Consider the following 20,091-nt stretch of genomic DNA (forward strand, 5'->3'; position numbering starts at 1 on the left):
GGAACCGTGGTGGTGGATCAGTTGGTGAGGCCGGCGAGGGATTCCTTCGCGGCGGCGGCGACTGCTTCTGCCGTGATGCCGAATTCCTGGAAGAGGCGCTTGTAGTCCGCGGACGCGCCGAAGTGCTCCAGGGAGATGGAACGGCCGGCGTCGCCGACGAATTCCTTCCAGCCCAGGGCCAGTCCGGCCTCGACCGAGACGCGTGCCTTCACGGCCGGGGGCAGCACGGCGTCGCGGTAGGCGGCGTCCTGCTTGTTGAACCATTCCACGCAGGGCATGGACACCACACGGGTGGGGATGCCCTCGGCCTGCAGCGCCTCGCGGGCGTTGACGGCGAGCTGGACCTCGGAGCCGGTGCCGATCAGGATGACCTGGGCTTCGACGGTGTTGCCGTCCTTCGACGCCTCAGCCAGGACGTAGCCGCCCTTCTCGACGCCGGCAGTGGAGCCGAAGGTGTCGCCGTCGGCCACGCCGGTGCCGCGGGCGTACGTGGGGATGTTCTGCCGGGTCAGGACGATCCCGGCGGGGTTTTCGTGGTTTTCCAGCATGGCCTTCCAGGCCGCGGCAACCTCGTTCGCGTCGCCCGGGCGGACGACGTCCAGGCCCGGGATGGCACGCAGGGAGGCGAGCTGCTCGACGGGCTGGTGCGTGGGGCCGTCCTCGCCCAGGCCGATCGAGTCGTGCGTCCAGACGTACAGCGACGGGACGCCCATGAGGGCGCCAAGCCGGATCGCGGGGCGCTGGTAGTCGGAGAAGATCAGGAACGTTCCGGAAAACGCCCGGGTGCGCCCGTGCAGGGAGATGCCGTTCACGATCGATGCCGCGGCGTGCTCGCGGATGCCGAAGTGCAGGACCCGGCCGTAGGGGTTGCCCTTCCACGCCGCGGTGGACCGGGACGTGGGGATGAATGAGGGCGAGCCTTCGATCGTGGTGTTGTTCGACTCCGCGAGGTCGGCGGAGCCGCCCCAGAGTTCGGGCATGACCGGGCCGATCGCGTTCAGGACCTTCCCGGAGGCGGCCCGGGTGGAGACGTCCTTGCCGGCCTCGAAGACCGGCAGGGCGGCCTCGAAGTCGCCCGGGAGCTTCTTCGCCTCGACGCGTTCCAGCAGTGCAGCGGCCTCGGGGTTGCCGGCCTGCCACGCCTCGAACGAGGCCTGCCAGTCGGTGCGGGCGGCCGCGCCGCGGTCCTGGACGGCCCGGGCGTGGGCCAGGACGTCCTCATCGACCTGGAAGGCGCGTTCCGGGTCGAAGCCCAGGACCTTCTTCAGGGCCGCGACTTCCTCAGCGCCCAGGGCGGAGCCGTGGATCTTGCCGGTGTTCTGCTTCTTCGGCGCCGGGTACCCGATGATGGTCCGCAGCGAGATGATGGAGGGCTTGCCGGTTTCGGCCTTCGCGGCAAGCAGTGCGGAGTGCAGTTCCTGCACGTCTTCGACGTATTCGCCGGTACGGGTCCAGTCGACCCGCTGGGTGTGCCAGCCGTAGGCCTCGTAGCGGGCCAGGACGTCCTCGGTGAACGCCACGTCGGTGTCGTCCTCGATCGAGATGTGGTTCTCGTCGTAGATCACCACGAGGTTGCCCAGTTCCTGGTGCCCGGCGAGTGAGGACGCCTCGGAGGTGACGCCTTCCTGCAGGTCGCCGTCGGAGGCGATCACCCAGATGGTGTGATCGAACGGGCTCGTGCCGGCGGGAGCGTCGGCGTCGAACAGGCCGCGCATCCGGCGCTGGGAATAGGCGAAGCCGACCGCGGAGGCCAGGCCCTGGCCCAGCGGGCCGGTGGTGATCTCTACACCCTTGGTGTGCTTGTACTCCGGGTGGCCCGGGGTCAGCGAGCCCCAGGTCCGCAGCGCCTCCAGGTCCTTCAGCTCCAGGCCGTAGCCGGAGAGGAACAGCTGGATGTACAGGGTCAGGGACGTGTGTCCGGGCGACAGGATGAACCGGTCGCGGCCCAGCCAGTCCGGGTTCGCCGGATCGTGGCGCATCAGCTTCTGGAACAACAAATACGCGGCCGGGGCCAGGCTCATCGCCGTTCCCGGGTGGCCGTTTCCGACCTTCTCCACCGCATCCGCGGCCAGCACACGGACGGTGTCCACCGCGCGCTGGTCCAAGTCAGTCCATGACAGTTCTTGCTCTTCCAAATGTGGCACGAAAACCGGGCCCCTCTCTGTGCTGACGGCCGGCGGTACGCTCTATATTCCGCCCGGGCACAGTTCGGTGCCCGCTGCGGTTCGTACCAGCCGTTCACCATCGAAACGTTGATCTATCATTCAGACGCAGATGCAGAGCCGCGTGTCCGGCAAGTGCCTGTATGCGTGCCCGTGTGCGCTGATCTAAGGACAGCCTAGTCCCATTCCACTTTGTGGTCAGCGTATATCTCACCAATTGGACCTGATTTCGCTTATATGAATCACCGTCCGCCGCGGGGCCGGTGAGCCGGCGTTAACGCGCCGGAATCATGGGGCGCCGTTCGGCGGCCGTCCGCCCCGGAGCTCCACGGTATGATGGGTGGTGGCCTTCGACTGGGGCAAGGACACGGGCGTGCGCCGAGCGCGGAGCCCGGTCTGCAGCAAGAACTCCGCAGAAAAAGCCTTGCGAAATCCACCCGGGGCTGCCCAGCCAGACAGAACTGCACAGCCAGACAGAACAGAGTGACTGCCACCGTGAGCACAACTAATACGCCGCTGAACGCCTCCCCGGCCTCGGGAAGAATGGGCTTCGGCCGCAAAGCCAAGGCCTACCTGGCGCTCACGAAACCCCGCGTCATCGAGCTCCTGCTCGTCAGCACGCTGCCCACCATGATCTATGCCGAACGCGGCTTCCCGTCGATCGGCCTGATCCTGGCGACGCTTGTGGGCGGCGCGTTCGCGGCAGGTTCAGCCGGCGCCTTCAACTGTTACATAGACCGCGACATCGACAAGCTCATGCACCGCACCGAGAACCGGCCGCTTGTCACCGGTGAGGTCACGCCCCGCGAAGCCCTCATCTTCTCCTGGCTGCTGGGCGCGGCGGCGATCGCCATCCTCTGGTTCGGGGCCAACCCGCTCGCCGCGTGGCTCGGACTCGGGGCCATCGTCTTCTACGTGGTCATCTACACCATGATCCTGAAGCGGCGCACGGCCCAGAACATAGTCTGGGGCGGCGCCGCCGGGTGCTTCCCGGTCCTGATTGCCTGGGCCGCCGTCACCAACACTGTCGAGTGGCCCGCCGTCGTGCTGTTCATGGTGATTTTCCTCTGGACCCCTCCGCACTACTGGCCGCTGTCGATGCGCTACGGCGAGGACTACCGCAACGCCAACGTGCCGATGCTCGGCGCCATTGCCGGTGCGAAAGTGGTTTCGGTGCAGGTGGTCCTCTACGCCTGGGCCATGGTGGCGTGTTCGCTGCTGATGATCCCGGCCGGTGGTGCCGGCTGGGTCTACACGCTGACCGCCGTCGGCGCCGGTGCCTGGTTCCTGTACGAGTCGCACGCCCTGTACAACCGCGCCCAGGCGGGCGACGTGTCCAACAAGGGAGCCATGAAGGTCTTCCACGGCTCCATCAGCTACCTGACCCTGCTCTTCATTGCCCTGGCCGTCGACCCCTTCGTCGGCTCGGCCATCATGGGCGGCTGATTCCCCCGTTCGTGTGCCTGACGCTCCCTCGCCAGTGGTGGGGGAGCGTCAGCTGTATCAGGGGAGGGGCGGTCCTTTTCGGTCCCGGGGTATCCTTACGAACCGGCCAAGCGACACAACCCCAGGGGAGACCGTGATCAACCGCAGCGATGTACTTCAGGCACAGAACCGCATCAGTGGCCACGTGCGGCGCACACCGTTGCTCCGCGGGGGTACCGCTGCCGCCCCGCTCTGGTTCAAATGTGAGTTCCTGCAGCACACGGGCGTCTTCAAGGCCCGGGGTGCCTTCAACCGCCAGCTCGCCGCCCGGGAGCGCGGGGAGCTTGACCCGGCCGTCGGTGTGGTGGCGGCGTCGGGCGGCAACGCGGGTTTGGCGAACGCATACGCCGCCGCGGCCCTCGGCGTGCCGGCGACGGTGTTCGTCCCGAAGAACGCCCCGCGGGTAAAGGTCGAGCGACTCCTCGCGTATAACGCCACGGTCCGGCAGGTCGGCACCGAATACGCGGAGGCTTTCGCGGCCGCAATGGACTACGTGGAAGACACCGGTGCCTTGTTCTGCCATGCGTACGACCAGCTGGAAATCGCGGCGGGCGCGGGCACCCTGGCCGAGGAAATTCTCGAGGACGAACCCGGCATCGACACGATCGTCGTCGCCGTCGGCGGCGGGGGGCTCTATGCGGGCGTGGCGGCAGCTGCCGAGGGACGGGCCCGCGTCGTCGCGGTTGAGCCCTTCGCCATCCCCACGCTGCACGCGGCCCTCGACGCCGGCCGCCCGGTCGATGTGGCCGTTTCGGGCGTCGCCGCGGATTCCCTCGGGGCCCGGCGCGTGGGCGGGATCGCCTTCAGCATCGCCTCACGCGTCCCGCCGGCCTCTGTGCTGGTGGACGACGCCGCCATCGTCGCCGCCCGGTCACAGTTGTGGAGCGATTACCGGATCCCCGCCGAATACGGGGCCGCGGCTGCGTTCGCGGCGCTCACGTCAGGGGCGTACACACCCGCCGCAGAGGAACGCCTCGCGGTAATCGTCTGTGGGGCGAACACCGATGCCTGCACGCTGGAGAACGACCCGGGCAACGATTGACCCGGGCAGCGATTGAATCGCGCCGACTGAACAGTGCCGCGGAACCGTCCCGCGTGAATCCTGCCGCGTGAATCCTGCCGCCTGAACAGTCCCGCCTAACCGTGCCGCCTAACCGTGCCGGGAAGCGGCGCTGCCGGCCGGCTGCCGGTCCGGATGGTACCGGGCCGAATAGTGCTGGTCGAAGCGGGCCCGCGCGATCCGGCCGAGCCGTTCGACAGTGTGCCAGCTGATGACCGCAATGAGCAGGGTCACCACGATGGCCGACACCGCGATGAACGGCGGCAGATCGGCCGTGGAGCCGCCGTTGAGCCAGAGAATGACGGCGTAGTTCCAGAGGTACGCGGCGTACGAGACGGTGCCCAGCAGTTGCACCGGGCGCGTCCACTTGGGCATCACTGCGGTGCGGGAGGCTGCCAGTGCGACCAGGACGGCTGAGGCGGCCATGGCCAGCGGGCCGCCAATGAACATGAAGGCCGGCGTTTCGTTGGCCTTCGGGAAGAAGATCAGCGCGGCCAGGACGGCCACGGAACCGAACAGGGCCGCACGCCTGGGCCGGCGGCCGGTGAACCAGCTGAACACATGGACCCTGTACAGCCGCAGGGCCGAACCGATGATCAGGCCCAGGCCCCAGGTTGTCGGCAGTGCGTAAACCAGCGAGTGAAGTTGCGGGGCCAGGGTCACCATTGCCAGCACACTGGCGGACATGAGGAACAGGGCGACGGCGGCGGACCAGCCAATCAGCCGTCCCTGGCGGTTGCGCCGCAGGGCGAGCACCAGCAGCGCGGGCCAGATCAGGTAGAACTGTTCTTCCACCGCCAACGTCCAGAGCGGTCCGATCGCCATGCTGACGTCGAAGGGCAGGGGGAGGTCTTTGAGGTAGCCAAGACCGGCGAGGACGGTGTACCCCACGATTCCCTTGGACCGGTCACCGAGGACGTCGGTGGCCAATTCGACGATGGCGTAGACGCCCAGGAGAGAGACCAGGGCCGGCACCAGCCGGAAGGCCCTGTGCGCATAAAAGCGTCCGTAACGAATTTTTCGGTGCCGTTCGATGTCGCCGACCAGCACGTTGGTGATCAAGTAACCGCTTAGCACGAAGAAGGCAATGACCCCCACGATGCCGGCGCCTTGGAATATGCCGGGCCAGGAATGTCCGAGCAGGACGGCGCCCACAGCGGCACCGCGAAGAACGTCCAGGCCGTCCAGCCGTGGGCGCTTTGCAGTATGTTGGACCGCCTGTGCGGGCCTTTCGCCGACTAGTAACGCCACATATCCTCCGGTGCCTCTATCTGGCCGGCTCCAATTCCAGCTGCATCAAGGCAAAACCGAGCCGTCCTTCTATCCATGGATGCGATTACGGCGCCAGTCCTGCGCCCTATCCAAGTATTCCCGCGTTGGCTGGACGAAACCTGACGCCGGCTCTGCGGCTGCCCGGCCAATGGGCAGGCCCAAAAAGGGGCCACACCATCCAGTATTCCGAACGCTTTCCCGTTTGGACAAGTGACCGGCCAGTAACCCGAGGTCGAATGGGGGGAGGCCTTGGGCCTCTCTATAGATTGTGGGCCACCAGCTATAGATTGTGGGCCACCAGCTCCATCCCGATTACCAGCAGGCTCAACACGACTTCGGCGAACATGATGGCGGCCTTGTGACGCAGAGGGATCTCGAGGCGCCGGATCGCGAGGAACCCGACGACGGCGAGCGAGACAACCAGGACCACGATCGCCCACGCGAGGGCCACGGCCGTCGACCACAGACCGAGGCCGGCTGCCGTGAGGAGGAGCAGCGGGGTGACCAGGACGCCGAGGCCGTCCGCGCTGACCGCGATCATGTGGTGCAGCTCGTCACCGGTGGGAAGCTTCGAATGAACTGTCAGGTGGCTCAGGAGATCGGCGACGAAAATCCCCAGCAGGGAACCGATCACCACGATGCTGAGCGTCGCCGCCGCTGCTAGCGGCGTGGTCTCGTCCGCGTGACTCCGAAGCGCCAACACCACGGCCAGGCTCGTGAAGATGATGTAGACGCGTTCTTTGAGGCTGGCCGCGCGCTGGCGGGCTGAGGGTGAAGGAGGCACGGTCGGTTCTGTCGCTTGCATCAGAGAAGGCCTTCCGGTCAGCGTCACGGGAACGAACTAGGAAAGCCCACTGCCGCGACGATCCATGTCCATGCCATCCCATAGTCCACCCCGAAATCCCGTCAAGGCCAGCCCCCGGGAGGTGAATGCGGTACTGAACATCGTTGCCACAGCGCCCGGACGGGTGCACAGACAGCAAACGCGGGGTCACTTACGGGCCGTCCGGACGTGCCGGATGGGCGGTAAGTGACCCCGCGATGCTTTGTTCAGGGGTGCTGCGGCTGGTTTAGTCCACCGGGCTGTAGCGGGCGAGGTCCGCGGCGTTGGTCGCCGCGCTCATCAGCAGCGCCGCCGCCAGCATGTGTGCGCCAACGAGCAGCGCCGGAATGCCGTTGTAGTACTGCGTGAAGCCGATGACGGCCTGCAGCACCGTGACGCCCAGGAGCATGAACACCGCGGAGCGGAACGGCCCCTGAATCCGCCCGCGGACCACAAGGACCAACGCGAACAGCGCGCCGGCGGTCACCAGGTAGGCGGGCACAGCGTGGATGTGCGCGAACAGGTCCCAGTCGACGTCGTTGCGCGGGGCGTTCGCGTCGCCGGCATGCGGGCCGGCGCCGGTCACCACCACGCCGAGGCAGACGGCGACGGCGGAAAGGACCGCGACGGCGGTCATCACCGGGCGGGCAGCCCCCGGCAGGGCGGGAAGCTGCACGGTCCGGGCCTTGCCCGTGCGGCCGTAGGCACGGTTCACCAGGAGGGTCGCGAGGACCACGAGGGCCATGGACACGAGGAAGTGCAGGCCCACGACCCACGGGTTCAGCCCGGTCAGCACCGTGATGCCGCCGATGACGGCCTGGGCCGGGATGCTGGCAAGCAGGCCGAGGGCGAGCAGGAAGAGGTCGCGGCGCTCCTTGCGGAGGTTCCACAGGTAGACCAGCATCATCACTGCGACGGCCGCCAGCGCAAACGTGAGGAGCCGGTTGCCGAATTCAATGATGCCGTGGATCCCCATTTCCGGGGTGGTGGCCAGGGACGCTTCCGTGCAGCGCGGCCAGGTGGGGCAGCCAAGGCCCGAGGCCGTCAGGCGGACGGCGCCGCCAGTCACCACCAGGACGATCTGGCCGATGAGGGACAGCACGGCGAGCCGCCTGATCGTCTTGTCGACGCGGACTGGCAGCCGGGAGGTGATTCCGGAGACAATCCGGGGAGTTCGTGACGCCGTGCTCACAGTTTTCTCAATTCCACTTGAACCAACGGGTTGCTGCGCCGCCGGCGATCGCCGTCCAGAGCAGCAGGACAAGCACGGCGGCACCATTGACGCTGCCGTACAGGAAAGCATCCCTCAGCGCCTGGCCCAGCGCGCCGGAGGGAAGGAAATGCACCACGGCCTGGGCCAGCGCCGGGAGCCGTTCGGCCGGGATCACGATTCCGCCCAGCGCGCCAAGCAGGATCCAGAGCAGGTTGGTGATGGCCAGGGTCGCCTCCGGCCGGACCGTCCCGGCGACGAGCAGCCCGAGTGCCGTGAAGGCGGCGGCGCCGAGGACCAGGATGGCCAGCCCGGGCAGCCAGCCCGCGGGGTTGGGCTGCCATCCCAGCACCACGGCCACCGCGGTCACGATGAGCACCTGAAGGAACAGCACCGCCAGCACGGCCAGGACCTTCCCCGCGATCAGGCCGGTGCGGCCCAGGGGAGTCGTGGACAGAAAGCGCAGCACGCCGTAGCGGCGGTCGAAGCCGGTGGAGATGCCCTGCCCCGTGAAGGCCGTGGACATGGCGCACAGGGCCAGGATGCCGGGAACGGCGACGTTGATGCGGCTCGCACCAAGTCCGTCCAGCAGCGGCGTCACGGTCAGCCCGACCATGGCCAGCAGCGGCAGCACGATCGCGAGGATCAGCTGCTCGCCGTTCCTGAGCATGGTGACGGTTTCGTACTGCCCCTGCAGCAGGATGCGGCGCAGCAGGGAAGCGGGGGCGCTGCCGTGCGCGGCAGGGGGCGCGCCGGCACGGCGCGCGCTCTCCAGCGGGGCGCCACCTGTTACGCGGGTCATCGGGTCTCCCTTCCGGAGATGTCCAAGAAGACGTCCTCGAGGCTGCGCGCTTCAAGGCTCAGGGAGCTGGGCATGATCCCGCGCTGGGCCCACCACGCGGTGATCGCGGCAAGGTCGGCGGGGGTCAGGGCTCCGGTTACGGCATAACTGCCGGCCCGCGCTTCGGTGACGTCGACGCCGTCGGGCAGCACGCCGGTGAAGTCCAGGCCGGGTTCGGTTTCGAAGATCAAGGTGCGGATGTGCTGCGACGCGTCGCCGGCGGGCAGCTGGTGGCGCAGGAGCTGGGCGACGGTGCCTTCGGCGACGTTGCGGCCGGCGTCGATGATGTAGACGTAGTCCGCGAGGCGTTGGGCGTCGTCCATGAGGTGCGTCGTCAGGATGATGCCCATGCCGCTGTTCCGCAGTTCGGAGATGAGGTCGAAGACCATCTGGCGGGACTGCGGGTCCAGGCCCGCGCTGGGCTCGTCGAGGAACAGGACCTCCGGATTGCCGACCAGTGCCGCGGCCAGGGCGAGGCGCTGTTTCTGCCCGCCGGACAGGCGCCGCACGTTGGTGCGGCTGAAAGAGTCGATCCCCAGGCGTCCGATGAGTTCATCCACCGGCCAGGGGTCCTGGTACATGCCGGCGATGTGCCGCAGCAGGGGGATGGGCCGGGCCGACGGCGGCAGGCCGCCGTCCTGCAGCATCACCCCCACCCGGGCGCGGAGGCCCGCGCCGGCCGAATCCGGATCGTGGCCGAGTAGGCTGATGGCGCCGGCGGTGCGCTTTTGCAGCCCCTGGGCGCATTCGATGGTGGTGGTCTTGCCCGCGCCATTGGCGCCGAGCAGGGCCGTGACCTGGCCGCGTTCGGCGATGAGGGAGAGGCCGCTGACCACGCGCAGCATCTTGCCGTCGAGGGTGGGCAGTGGACCAACATCCTTGACAAGCCCGTTGATGGTCAGAACGGGGGATTCGGGAGATCGCACCACAGCATTCTACGCGATGTAGTACGCCGGCTCCCCGGTGGGCGGGTCGCGCAGGCAAGCCATGCCTTACTGGAATGCCGGAGTAAATTACGACATGATTGTGTTGTGTATTCCATGAGCCCCTCTGCGTCCGGAGCCGCTGCGTCCGCAGTCCCGTCCGGCCGCGGCGCCGTGCGCGTCGGGTCCGCCCGGGCACACGTGGCGGCCGTTCCGGACGTCGTTCCCGCGGCGGCCGGCACCCACACGCACGACGCCGAAGAACGCACGCGTGACCGCGTCCTGAACGCGGTGCTGGAGCATGGACCCATCAGCGCAGCCGAACTCGGCGACCTCCTGGGCTTCACCCCGGCAGCTGTGCGCCGCCACCTGGACCACCTCGCGCGCAGCGGGGTGATTGAGGTCAAGCGGGTTGCCCGCGCCGGTGCCGGCGCCGGACGGCCCGCCCGCCGCTACGTCCTGAGCTCCCAGGGCCAGTCGAACCTGGGCAACGATTACCTCGACATCGCCTCCGTGGCGCTGCGCCGCCTGGGCGAGGCGGCCGGCCCCGAGGCCGTGCGGCAGTTCGCCGTCGAGCGGTTCGCCGACATGGAGCGCCGCTACGCACCGGAGATCGAGCAGGCCGGACCGGACATCACCGCCCGCGCCCAGGCTCTCTCCGCTGCCCTGAGCCGCGACGGGTTCGTGGCGTCGGCGCAGTCGATCGAAGCCAAGGCCCCGCTCCCGGCCGCGCTCTCCAGCGTCCAGCTCTGCCAGGGGCACTGCCCCATCCAGCACCTGGCTGCCCAGTTCCCCGTGTTCTGCGACGTGGAGACCGAAGTGTTCTCCCGGCTGGTCGGCGTCGACGTGCGCCGGCTGTCCACCCTGGCGCGCGGCGGGCACGTCTGCACCACCCACATACCTACGGGCCGTCCGGCCGCCGTCGGGACTCCCAGTCCCGCAGCACCGGTCAACCCGGACGAAGTATCCAACCATCTCCAAGAAAGGCCGTGATGACGGACCAACTATCAGAGAAGAAGGTTGCTGACTCTACTGTGATTTCGGAGATTCTGGAAAAGAATCCCGAGCTCCACGGAATCGGCACCTATGAGTACGGCTGGGCCGACAAGAACGACGTCGGGGCCAACGCCCGGCGCGGCATCGATGAAGACGTTGTCCGCGATATTTCGGCTAAGAAGAACGAGCCGGAATGGATGCTCGACCTCCGGCTCAAGGGCCTGAAGTACTTCGACCGCAAGCCCATGCCCACTTGGGGCGCGGACCTGTCCGGCATCGACTTCGACAACATCAAGTACTTCGTGCGCTCCACCGAGAAGCAGGCCGCAACCTGGGAAGACCTGCCCGAGGACATCCGGAACACCTACGAGAAGCTGGGCATCCCGGAAGCCGAGCGCAGCCGCCTCGTCTCCGGCGTCGCCGCCCAGTACGAGTCTGAGGTGGTCTACCACCAGATCCGCGAGGACCTGGAAGCCCAGGGCGTCATCTTCCTGGACACGGACACCGCGCTGCGCGAGCACCCGGAGATCTTCCAGGAGTACTTCGGCACCATCATCCCGGTGGGCGACAACAAGTTCGCGTCGCTGAACACGGCCGTCTGGTCCGGCGGTTCCTTCGTGTACGTGCCCAAGGGCGTCCACGTGGACATCCCGCTGCAGGCCTACTTCCGCATCAACACGGAAAACATGGGCCAGTTCGAACGCACGCTGATCATCGCGGACGAGGACTCCTACGTCCACTACATCGAAGGCTGCACCGCGCCGATCTACACCTCGGACTCGCTGCACTCCGCCGTCGTGGAAATCATCGTGAAGAAGGGCGCCCGCGTCCGCTACACGACCATCCAGAACTGGTCCACCAACGTGTACAACCTGGTCACCAAGCGCGCGATCTGCGAAGAGGGCGCCACCATGGAGTGGATCGATGGCAACATCGGCTCCAAGGTCACCATGAAGTACCCGGCCGTCTACCTCGTGGGCGAAGGCGCCAAGGGCGAGACCCTGTCCATCGCGTTCGCCGGCGAAGGCCAGCACCAGGACACCGGCTCCAAGATGGTCCACATCGCGCCCAACACCAAGAGCTCGATCATCTCCAAGTCCGTGGCCCGCGGCGGCGGCCGTGCTGCCTACCGCGGACTGGTCCAGGTCCGCGAAGGCGCCAAGCACTCGGCCAACACGGTCCGCTGCGACGCGCTCCTGGTGGACACCATCAGCCGGTCGGACACCTACCCGTACATCGACATCCGCGAGGACGACGTCACGATGGGCCACGAGGCCACGGTCTCGCGGGTCAGCGAAGAGCAGTTGTTCTACCTGATGTCCCGCGGCATGCGCGAAGACGAGGCCATGGCGATGATCGTCCGCGGCTTCATCGAACCGATTGCCCGCGAACTGCCGATGGAATACGCCCTCGAGCTGAACCGACTGATTGAACTGCAGATGGAAGGATCGGTCGGTTAATGACTGACATCACTACTGAAAAGGCCCGCATCGGCGCGCCCTCAGCCCAGCCGTTCATCAACGGCTTCACCGAGGAAGGCGAAAGCCTCTCACCGCTGAACGCCGCTGAGTCCAAGGCGCCCCTGGCCGGCGAAGCCGTCAAGCGCCATTCGCACGGCGGCGGCGTCGGCGTACCGGACAGCTCACGCGCCGGCCGCCTGACCTCCTACAAGCTGGCGGACTTCAAACCGCTGACCGGCATGGAGGAGGACTGGCGCTTCACCCCGCTCAAGCGCCTCCGCGGCCTGCACACCGAGGTCCTCCTTGGCGCGGCACCGGCCGTGAGCGTCACCGCTCCGGACACCGTCAAGGTCGAGACCGTCGGCCGTGACGACCGCCGGATCGGCTCCGCCGCCATCCCCGAGGACCGCGTCTCCGCGAACGCCTGGGAGAACTTCACCGAGGCCACCGTGATCACGGTCCCGTCCGAGGTCCAGGTGGACGGCGAGGTCAGCGTGCTGCTGACCGGACAGGGCACCGACGCTTCGGCGCAGCACGTCGTGATCGTCGCGGAAAAGTTCTCCAAGTCCGTCGTCGTCCTGGACCACCAGGGCACCGCCGTCGTCTCGGAAAACGTTGAAATCCTCGTTGAGGACGGCGCGCAACTGACCGTCATCTCGCTCCAGGAATGGAACGACGACGCCGTGCACGCCTCCTCCCAGCAGGCGAAGCTCGGCCGCGACGCGAAGTTCAAGCACATCGTGGTCAGCCTCGGCGGCGACCTCGTGCGCGTCACGCCCTCGGCACGATTCACCGCCCCGGGCGCCGAAGTGGAATTGTTCGGCCTGTACTTCGCCGACGCCGGCCAGCACCTCGAGCAGCGCCTGTTCGTGGACCACGCCGTGGCCAACTGCAAATCCAACGTCCTGTACAAGGGCGCCCTGCAGGGCCGCAACGCGCACACCGTGTGGGTCGGTGACGTTCTGATCCGCAAGGAAGCAGAAGGCACCGACACCTACGAGGCCAACCGCAACCTGGTCCTGACCGACGGTGCCCGCGCCGATTCCGTGCCGAACCTTGAGATCGAGACCGGCCTGATCGCCGGCGCCGGCCACGCCAGCGCCACCGGACGATTCGATGACCAGCACCTGTTCTACCTGATGGCCCGCGGCATCCCGGAAGAGGTTGCCCGCCGCCTGGTGGTCCGCGGGTTCCTGAACGAGATCATCCAGAAGATCAACGTTCCGGCCATCGAAGAGCGCCTCACGGAAGCCGTCGAGCGCGAACTCGCGGCGACCAACCACTAGTGCCCGGCACTAGAGAACACGGACTACATCAATGACTGAACAGCCAAAGGGCGAGCTGGTCTGCAACGCCAGCGAGATCCAACTCAAGCAGGCGTTGCGGATCCTGATCGACGACTACCCGGTCGCGATCGTGAAGGACTCGATGGGTGAGATCCACGCCATCGGCGACACCTGCTCGCACGCGGACATCTCCCTCTCCGAAGGGGAGGTCGAAGGCTGCAAGATCGAGTGCTGGGGCCACGGATCCCAGTTCGACCTGCGCAGCGGCGAGCCGCTCCAGCTGCCAGCCTATGATCCTGTTCCCGTGTTTGCCGTGACCGTCGTGGATGACGAGGTCTACGTGGACTTCACCAACGTCCTGAACGGCGCCGAGGCTCCAAACTTCAGCTAGCTGCCTGCAGCCGGCAACCCGCACAAGAAAACTTATCGCCAAGAAAACGCACAGTGCCGAGGGCACGGTGCAGAGGAGAACAAGACACATGTCGACTCTTGAGATCAAGGACCTGCACGTCAGCATTGACACCGAGCAGGGCACCAAGGAAATCCTGAAGGGCGTCAGCCTGACCATCAGGACCGGCGAGACGCACGCCATCATGGGCCCCAACGGTTCCGGCAAGTCCACGCTGGCGTCCACCATCGCCGGGCACCCGCGCTATAACGTCACCTCCGGCACGATCACCCTCGACGGTGAAGACGTCCTCGCCATGAGCGTCGACGAGCGTGCCCGCGCCGGCCTGTTCCTTGCCATGCAGTACCCCGTCGAGGTCCCGGGCGTGAGCATGACGAACTTCCTGCGCACTGCCAAGACCGCGATCGACGGCGAAGCCCCCAAGCTGCGCACGTGGACCAAGGACGTCAAGGCAGCCATGGCGCAGCTGCGCATCGACGCCGACTTCACCCAGCGCAACGTCAACGAAGGCTTCTCCGGCGGCGAGAAGAAGCGCGTCGAGATCCTCCAGCTCGAGCTCTTCAAGCCGAAGTTCGCCATCCTCGACGAGACCGACTCCGGCCTGGACGTCGACGCGCTCAAGGTTGTCTCCGAGGGCGTCAACCGCGCGCACGGCGAAGGCAACATGGGCACCCTGCTCATCACGCACTACACCCGGATCCTGCGCTACATCAAGCCGGACTTCGTGCACGTGTTCGTCGATGGCCAGGTTGTCGAAGAGGGCGGCCCGGAGCTCGCCGACCGCCTCGAAGACGAAGGCTACGACCGCTACGCCACCGGCGCAGGGGCGGCCACCATCGCTGCCGCCTCGGCGGCAGCCCAGGCGTAGTTAGGACTCCGCAATGACCGAACTCAATGTGGCCCGCACGGGCCTCGAGGATGTCGAAGAGGCGCTCAAGGATGTGATCGACCCGGAACTCGGGGTCAACATCGTTGACCTGGGCCTGCTGTACGGTCTGAAGTACTCGGACGAAGACGGCGCCCTGCTCATCGACATGACGCTCACCACCGCCGCCTGCCCGCTCACCGACGTGATCGAGGAGCAGGTCGGCAAGGCCCTGGACGGGATCGTCGACGACTGGCGGCTGAACTGGGTGTGGATGCCGCCATGGGGTCCGGAACGGATCACCGAGGACGGCCGCGACCAGATGCGCGCCCTGGGCTTCAACATCTAGATCCGCCCATATAGCATGAGCGCACGGCGGGCCGGCATGACCCGGCCCGCGTACGACGGCGGCCCCACCTCATTGAGGTGGGGCCGCCGTCATTTCGTTCCGTCGTTCCCGCCGCCGTTCCCATATGGTCCTGGCAATGGTCTGATAAAGACACCGGGTCCACACGCCCCGGGCCGGGCACGCCGTCGAACAGGAGGCACACGGATATGGATGCCACCCCACCGCCGCGGCCCTCCGGTGCCAGCGGGGACTTCGTGGTTGTCGATGACAGCGGCGAGTTCTCCTACTACCGCTCCCGGGAAGCCCTCCTGGCCGACTTCGAATATGTCGGCGAAGCTCCGTGCATCATTGACCGCGGCGCCGCCACGTACCGGCTGGAGCTGGACAAGAACCGCCACCTGCGCCTGGGACCGCCCCTGGGATCCGTAGAGTTCCACTGGCTGCGCCAGGCCCTCGCCGAGGCACGCGACGTGCATCCCGAATCTCACCGGCTGCAACGTGTTGATCCCGTCGGGCTCGCCGGGCTCGTGGCCGGCCTGTTCGAAACGCTGCAGCTGGAGCGCGGAACCGACGTCGAACTGGGCCTTTGGAGCCTGGACATCGACGGTCTGGCGACGCGGCGCAATGCGCTGGCCGACGTCGACCGCCTCCTGGCCGGAAACAACCGGCTCGACACGGTCCTGGTGACCGACCCGTTCGGGCACCAGTACCGCCCGGTGTGGCATCCCAAGCACCGGCACCTGGGCCATGCCGGATTCTTCAGCTATGTCGAGGTCCCTGCCCGGCGCCGGCCCCGCGCGTGAGCCCACGGGATTGGGGCTGGAGCGCTGGGGCTAGGGCGTTGGGGCTAGGGCGTTGCCACCGCGAACGTGTCGCACTTGTTGATGTCCCCGGTAGTGTACCCCTGGTAGAACCACTTCTGCCGCTGGGCACTTGATCCGTGGGTCCAGGCCTCCGGTGAGACGCGGCCCGTGGCGGCCTTCTGGATGCGGTCATCGCCGACGGCCGAGGCCGCCGACAGGGCGTCCTTCACATCCTGGTCAGTGAAGGGTTCGAGGTAGGGCTGGCCGGTCTTGGGATCTGCCTGCGTCGTTGCATAGTGGGCCCACAGCCCTGCGTAGCAGTCGGCCTGGAGCTCAACCCGGACACCTCCGGAACCGGGGCCCTGGGGGTCCTGTTGTGCCCGGTCGAGGTCGCCCAGCAGGTTCTGGACGTGGTGGCCGAATTCGTGGGCCACCACATATTCCTGCGCCAGGGGGCCGCCGGAGGAGCCAAACCGGTCCACGAGTTCCTGAAAGAAGCCGGGATCGAAGTATGCCGTGGTGTCGACGGGGCAGTAGAACGGCCCCACGTCCGAGGTGGCGGAGCCGCAGCCGGTGTTGGTTCCGCCGGTGAAGATCACCGCTTTCGGCCGCGGGTACTTGGTGTTGTACTGGGCCAGATAGGCCGGCCAGAAGGCGTTGAGGCTGTTGACCGTGCCGGTGATCCTGCAGTCGAGTCGGGCGTCGGCGTCGGCGCCGGTCTGGCAGGCGGGGGCAGAGCCCTGGCTCTGCGTCTGGGGATCCTGGACGGTGCCGGCCAGACCCTCGAGAAGCTGGGGATTGATGCCAAAGAGGGCTGCCAGCAGCAGGATGATGCCGCCGCCGATCATCGGGCCGCGGCCCATCCCGCGGCGGTCCTGGACCTGCGACGGATCCAGCGGGGCGTTGTCGTTAAAGCTCATGGAGTCACAATATCCCGCACAGGCCGCGGCCGCGGCCAGCAACGGTAAAGTTGGTTCGATGCCTTTTCTCGACAGACTCCAGCGCTGGGCCGATGACCGTCCCGACGAGACAGCCGTCGTCGTTGCCGGAGAGCACCTCAGCTGGTCCGGCCTGCGGGACGCAGCGGCAGCCCTGGTGCCCGCGGCGCCCGCCATCACCGTGCTGTCCGAACAAAATTCAACCCGCTTCGCCGTAGCGTTCGCCGCGGCCGTCGCTGGTGAGCGGCAGTGCGCCGTGCTGGACCCGGCCTGGCCGCAGCAACTCCAGGACGGCATCACCGCCCGCATCGCCGGGACGGACACGGGCCCGGCGCATGCACTTCCCGGGCTGGGGACCGGGCTGCTTGACGGGCCGCCTGATACCTCGTTCCTGATCGGCCTGACCTCCGGCACCACCTCAGTGCCCAAGGCGTTCACCCGCTCGCGGCGGTCCTGGCAGGAATCGTTCGAGGCCTCCATTGAGTTCTTCGGACTGACGCAGGACGACAAGTCTTTGGCTCCCGGCCCGCTCGCGGCAAGCCTGAACCTCTACGCCCTCGCCGAATGCCTGTATGCCGGCGCGGAGTTCCACAGCCTGGACCACTTCGACGTCGGCGCCGCCCACGCGGCCGTCAGCCACGACGGCATCACCCGCCTGGTCCTGGTGCCCACCATGCTCCGGCTGCTCAGCGAGCGGGGCCTGGCCGGCGGGGTCGATGCCTCCGGCATCCGCAGCATCATCTGCGCCGGTTCCAAGCTGGACGCCCGGACGCTGGAGGCGGCGCGGCGCTGGGCCCCCAACGCAACCATTTTCGAGTACTACGGCGCCTCCGAGCTCAGCTTCGTCTCGGGCGCCGGGATGCGTCCGGGCGAGCCCGTTGAACCGGGCGGGACCGGCATCGGGAGGCCATTCCCCGGCGTCGCTATCCGCATCCTCGACGACGGCGGCGCCGAACTCCCGGACGGCAGCGACGGCAACATCTGCGTCCGCAGCGGCATGGTCAGCAACGGCTACCTGTGGGGTGACGACGGCCAGGCGCTGCGCTGCTTTGACGGCTGGTACACCGTGGGGGACCAGGGCTACCTCTCCGGCGGGACCCTGCACATGCTCGGCCGCCGCTCCGACATGATCATCACCGCCGGCACCAACGTCTACCCGCATGAGGTGGAGATGGCGCTGGCCTCCGTCCCGGGCGTCGCGGCGGCCGTGGCGGCCGGCATGGTTGACGATCTCCGCGGCCAACGCGTTGTGGCCGGCGTCGTGCCCTCACACGGGGCGGTCACCGCCACCCAGCTGCGGTCCGGGATCGACGATGTGCTGGCACGGAACAAGCGGCCCCTGGAGTACTTCGTGCTGACGGAGCTGCCCCTGACGGACCGGGGCAAAATCAGCCGGCAGCTGCTGCTGGACTGGGTAGCCCGGAACGATCCCAGGATCCGGCGTCTTGGCTGAGCCGCGCACGGGCACAGCGCCGACACCACCCGGGCGGCCGATCCCCGGAACGTCGTTTCCCGGGCTGTCCTTCCCCGGGCTGCTGCCGGAGGACAGGCAGCCGGTGATCATCGCCGCGCGCCGGACACCGTTGTGCCGGGCCAACGGGGCCCTGAAGAAGCTCCGCGCCCACGAACTCCTGGCTCCGGTGCTCCGCAGCCTGGTCTCCGGTGCCGGTGCCGGTGCCGCGCCGGGCTCCGTGACCGACGTCGTGATCGGCAACGCCGTGGGCGGCGGCGGAAACGTGGCCCGGCTCGCCGCGCTGGAGGCCGGCCTGCCCGTCACGGTCCCCGGCGTCACCGTGGACCGGCAATGTGGCTCGGGTCTGGACGCGATCGTCCTGGCCTCCCGGCTGGTCGCGGCGGGCGGCGGCGGCCTGTACCTCGCAGGCGGCGTGGAGAGCATCAGCACGGCTCCGCTCCGGGCGCACCGCAACGACGACGGCAGCCCGGACTTTTACAGCCGGGCCCAGTTCGCGCCGCTGAGCTTCGGCGACCCCGACATGGGCGTGGCGGCCGAAAACGTTGCCGGCCGCTTCGGCATCAGCCGGGAACGCCAGGACGCCTTCGCGCTCCGCAGCCACCACCGTGCCCTCACTGCCGCGGCGGCCGGGAAGTTCGACGGCGAAATCGTACCCCTCGCCGCCGGCCCCGGGGCGTCCGCGGCAGCCGACGACGGGCCGCGGCCGAGCCTTGGCCCGGCCCTGATGGCCCGGTTCCCGCCCGTTTTTGCCAGCGGCGGCACGGTCACGGCCGGGAACTCCTGCTTCGACGCCGACGGTGCCGCCGCCGTCGTCATCACGTCCCTGGAACGGGCCCGGCAGCTGGGCGCCGCGGACGGGCTGCTGGTCCTGGGAACCGACACCGCCGGGGTGGCGCCGCAGTTGCTGGGCATCGGCGCGGCCGCGGCGGCCGAACGGCTCCTGGCGGCACACGGTCTGTCCGCCGCGGAGGTGGGCCTGGTGGAATTCAACGAGGCCTTCGCGGCCCAGACGCTCGCGTGCTTTGACCAGCTGGGCATCGACCCGGAGCGGGCCAACCTCGACGGCGGCGCCCTGGCCCTCGGCCACGCCTATGGAGCCTCGGGCGCGGTCCTGGTCACCCGGCTGCTGGCCCAGGCCCGCAGGTCCCCGGAGCCAGGGCAGCTTGCCCTGGCGATGATCAGCATCGCAGGCGGCATGGGCACGGCCGCGCTGCTGGGGTACGCGCGCCTCACCTAACCCCGCCGGGGGACATGCCCATTCCCGGCACCGGAGGGGACATGCCCAGTCTTCGCAGCGGAGCGTGGACATATGGGCCACATGTCCACTGGCTGGGGGCAGGGGAGGGCATGCCCATCTGCCCGGTGCGGACATGCCCTGCCCCGGCACCAGGTAAGCGACATGTCCATGCAAGCCACCGGAAGGGGACATGCCCAGTCCCTGGCGCGAGGAGTGGACATATCGGCCACATGTCCACTGGCTGCGGTGAACTGCTCCCCGGAAGTTGGACTGAGAAATTCAGTTCCGACTCCCGGGGAGCAGTTTTATGCATGTACGTAGTCCGTTATCCGAAGAGCAGCGCGAGGCCGCTGTAGCGTGGTTTGAGAAGGGCATCGCGGATAAAGCGGCGGCACGGGTCCTGGGTGTGTCTCACTCGCCGGTGCAGCTTCTCTATCTGCGGTGGAGAATCCATGGTCGAGGAGCGCTGATGGCCAAGCCGACGAAACAGGTGTACTC

18 protein-coding genes are annotated in these 20,091 nt (G+C 67.7%); 11 read left to right on the forward strand and 7 right to left on the reverse strand.

What is annotated here, in order from left to right; all coding sequences use genetic code 11:
- Positions 1–17: 17 nt before the first annotated feature.
- Complete coding sequence (gene tkt, locus C560_RS0105100) at positions 18–2,135, reverse strand: transketolase (RefSeq protein ID WP_026537370.1); 2,118 nt, start codon at positions 2,133–2,135, stop codon at positions 18–20.
- A 510-nt stretch (positions 2,136–2,645) separates the two neighbouring features.
- On the opposite strand from tkt, the gene C560_RS0105105 reads away from it, so the two are divergent.
- Both C560_RS0105105 and C560_RS0105110 read left to right on the forward strand, forming a co-directional pair.
- On the forward strand, positions 2,646–3,608 hold the full coding sequence (locus tag C560_RS0105105; RefSeq protein WP_026537371.1) for a heme o synthase: 963 nt from the start codon (positions 2,646–2,648) through the stop codon (positions 3,606–3,608).
- Between the two features lie 133 nt (positions 3,609–3,741).
- Complete coding sequence (locus C560_RS0105110) at positions 3,742–4,689, forward strand: threonine/serine dehydratase (protein WP_026537372.1); 948 nt, start codon at positions 3,742–3,744, stop codon at positions 4,687–4,689.
- 108 nt (positions 4,690–4,797) lie between these two features.
- Here C560_RS0105110 and C560_RS0105115 read toward each other — a convergent pair whose 3' ends face one another.
- From C560_RS0105115 to C560_RS0105140, 5 genes are all read right to left on the reverse strand, one after another.
- A complete protein-coding gene (locus C560_RS0105115) occupies positions 4,798–5,958 on the reverse strand; it encodes an acyltransferase family protein (RefSeq protein ID WP_269320015.1) in 1,161 nt (386 codons plus the stop codon).
- 301 nt (positions 5,959–6,259) lie between these two features.
- Entirely contained in the window at positions 6,260–6,784 is a 525-nt protein-coding gene (locus tag C560_RS21295) for a hypothetical protein (protein ID WP_051533007.1), read from the reverse strand.
- Between the two features lie 265 nt (positions 6,785–7,049).
- Complete coding sequence (locus tag C560_RS0105130; protein ID WP_026537374.1) at positions 7,050–7,994, reverse strand: COX15/CtaA family protein; 945 nt, start codon at positions 7,992–7,994, stop codon at positions 7,050–7,052.
- A 7-nt stretch (positions 7,995–8,001) separates the two neighbouring features.
- On the reverse strand, positions 8,002–8,814 hold the full coding sequence (locus tag C560_RS0105135; RefSeq protein ID WP_026537375.1) for an ABC transporter permease: 813 nt from the start codon (positions 8,812–8,814) through the stop codon (positions 8,002–8,004).
- Complete coding sequence (locus C560_RS0105140; protein WP_026537376.1) at positions 8,811–9,779, reverse strand: ABC transporter ATP-binding protein; 969 nt, start codon at positions 9,777–9,779, stop codon at positions 8,811–8,813. Before C560_RS0105140 ends, C560_RS0105135 begins: the two co-directional genes overlap by 4 nt.
- Before the next feature lie 105 nt (positions 9,780–9,884).
- On the opposite strand from C560_RS0105140, the gene C560_RS0105145 reads away from it, so the two are divergent.
- The 7 genes from C560_RS0105145 to C560_RS0105175 all read left to right on the forward strand — a co-directional run bounded on the left by C560_RS0105145 (position 9,885) and on the right by C560_RS0105175 (position 15,944).
- Positions 9,885–10,769: a MarR family transcriptional regulator gene (locus tag C560_RS0105145; protein WP_026537377.1), complete on the forward strand. Its 885-nt coding sequence runs from the start codon at positions 9,885–9,887 to the stop codon at positions 10,767–10,769.
- On the forward strand, positions 10,769–12,232 hold the full coding sequence (sufB, locus tag C560_RS0105150) for a Fe-S cluster assembly protein SufB (RefSeq protein WP_026537378.1): 1,464 nt from the start codon (positions 10,769–10,771) through the stop codon (positions 12,230–12,232). Before C560_RS0105145 ends, sufB begins: the two co-directional genes overlap by 1 nt.
- Complete coding sequence (sufD, locus tag C560_RS0105155) at positions 12,232–13,518, forward strand: Fe-S cluster assembly protein SufD (protein ID WP_026537379.1); 1,287 nt, start codon at positions 12,232–12,234, stop codon at positions 13,516–13,518. The genes sufB and sufD overlap by 1 nt, the downstream gene beginning before the upstream one ends.
- A 31-nt stretch (positions 13,519–13,549) precedes the next feature.
- Positions 13,550–13,909: a non-heme iron oxygenase ferredoxin subunit gene (locus C560_RS0105160; RefSeq protein WP_026537380.1), complete on the forward strand. Its 360-nt coding sequence runs from the start codon at positions 13,550–13,552 to the stop codon at positions 13,907–13,909.
- Positions 13,910–13,997: 88 nt separating this feature from the next.
- The gene (gene sufC / locus C560_RS0105165; RefSeq protein WP_026537381.1) at positions 13,998–14,795 is read left to right on the forward strand and encodes a Fe-S cluster assembly ATPase SufC; all 798 of its coding nucleotides are present in this window, start codon (positions 13,998–14,000) and stop codon (positions 14,793–14,795) included.
- Positions 14,796–14,808: 13 nt separating this feature from the next.
- On the forward strand, positions 14,809–15,141 hold the full coding sequence (locus C560_RS0105170; RefSeq protein WP_026537382.1) for a metal-sulfur cluster assembly factor: 333 nt from the start codon (positions 14,809–14,811) through the stop codon (positions 15,139–15,141).
- Positions 15,142–15,347: 206 nt separating this feature from the next.
- Entirely contained in the window at positions 15,348–15,944 is a 597-nt protein-coding gene (locus C560_RS0105175; RefSeq protein WP_026537383.1) for a hypothetical protein, read from the forward strand.
- Between the two features lie 44 nt (positions 15,945–15,988).
- Here C560_RS0105175 and ypfJ read toward each other — a convergent pair whose 3' ends face one another.
- Positions 15,989–16,864, reverse strand: a complete 876-nt coding sequence (gene ypfJ, locus C560_RS0105180; protein ID WP_026537384.1) for a KPN_02809 family neutral zinc metallopeptidase — start codon at positions 16,862–16,864, stop codon at positions 15,989–15,991.
- 58 nt (positions 16,865–16,922) lie between these two features.
- Here ypfJ and C560_RS0105185 point away from each other — a divergent pair, with 58 nt between their 5' ends.
- Together C560_RS0105185 and C560_RS0105190 are read left to right on the forward strand one after the other, a co-directional pair.
- On the forward strand, positions 16,923–18,335 hold the full coding sequence (locus tag C560_RS0105185) for a class I adenylate-forming enzyme family protein (RefSeq protein ID WP_026537385.1): 1,413 nt from the start codon (positions 16,923–16,925) through the stop codon (positions 18,333–18,335).
- A gap of 103 nt (positions 18,336–18,438) precedes the next feature.
- Positions 18,439–19,593, forward strand: a complete 1,155-nt coding sequence (locus C560_RS0105190) for a thiolase family protein (RefSeq protein ID WP_331280260.1) — start codon at positions 18,439–18,441, stop codon at positions 19,591–19,593.
- The last annotated feature ends 498 nt before the right edge of the window (positions 19,594–20,091 follow it).

Source organism: Arthrobacter sp. 9MFCol3.1 (genome assembly GCF_000620385.1).
Classification (GTDB): Bacteria; Actinomycetota; Actinomycetes; order Actinomycetales; family Micrococcaceae; genus Arthrobacter.

Bases quoted from the DNA above. Each gene is read 5' to 3' on its own strand.
- C560_RS0105160 (WP_026537380.1), top strand. From the start codon at position 13,550: ATGACTGAACAGCCAAAGGGCGAGCTGGTCTGCAACGCCAGCGAGATC.
- C560_RS0105135 (WP_026537375.1), bottom strand. From the start codon at position 8,814: ATGACCCGCGTAACAGGTGGCGCCCCGCTGGAGAGCGCGCGCCGTGCC.
- C560_RS0105185 (WP_026537385.1), top strand. From the start codon at position 16,923: ATGCCTTTTCTCGACAGACTCCAGCGCTGGGCCGATGACCGTCCCGAC.
- sufD (WP_026537379.1), top strand. From the start codon at position 12,232: ATGACTGACATCACTACTGAAAAGGCCCGCATCGGCGCGCCCTCAGCC.
- C560_RS0105175 (WP_026537383.1), top strand. From the start codon at position 15,348: ATGGATGCCACCCCACCGCCGCGGCCCTCCGGTGCCAGCGGGGACTTC.
- C560_RS0105170 (WP_026537382.1), top strand. From the start codon at position 14,809: ATGACCGAACTCAATGTGGCCCGCACGGGCCTCGAGGATGTCGAAGAG.
- C560_RS21295 (WP_051533007.1), bottom strand. From the start codon at position 6,784: ATGCAAGCGACAGAACCGACCGTGCCTCCTTCACCCTCAGCCCGCCAG.
- ypfJ (WP_026537384.1), bottom strand. From the start codon at position 16,864: ATGAGCTTTAACGACAACGCCCCGCTGGATCCGTCGCAGGTCCAGGAC.
- sufB (WP_026537378.1), top strand. From the start codon at position 10,769: ATGACGGACCAACTATCAGAGAAGAAGGTTGCTGACTCTACTGTGATT.
- sufC (WP_026537381.1), top strand. From the start codon at position 13,998: ATGTCGACTCTTGAGATCAAGGACCTGCACGTCAGCATTGACACCGAG.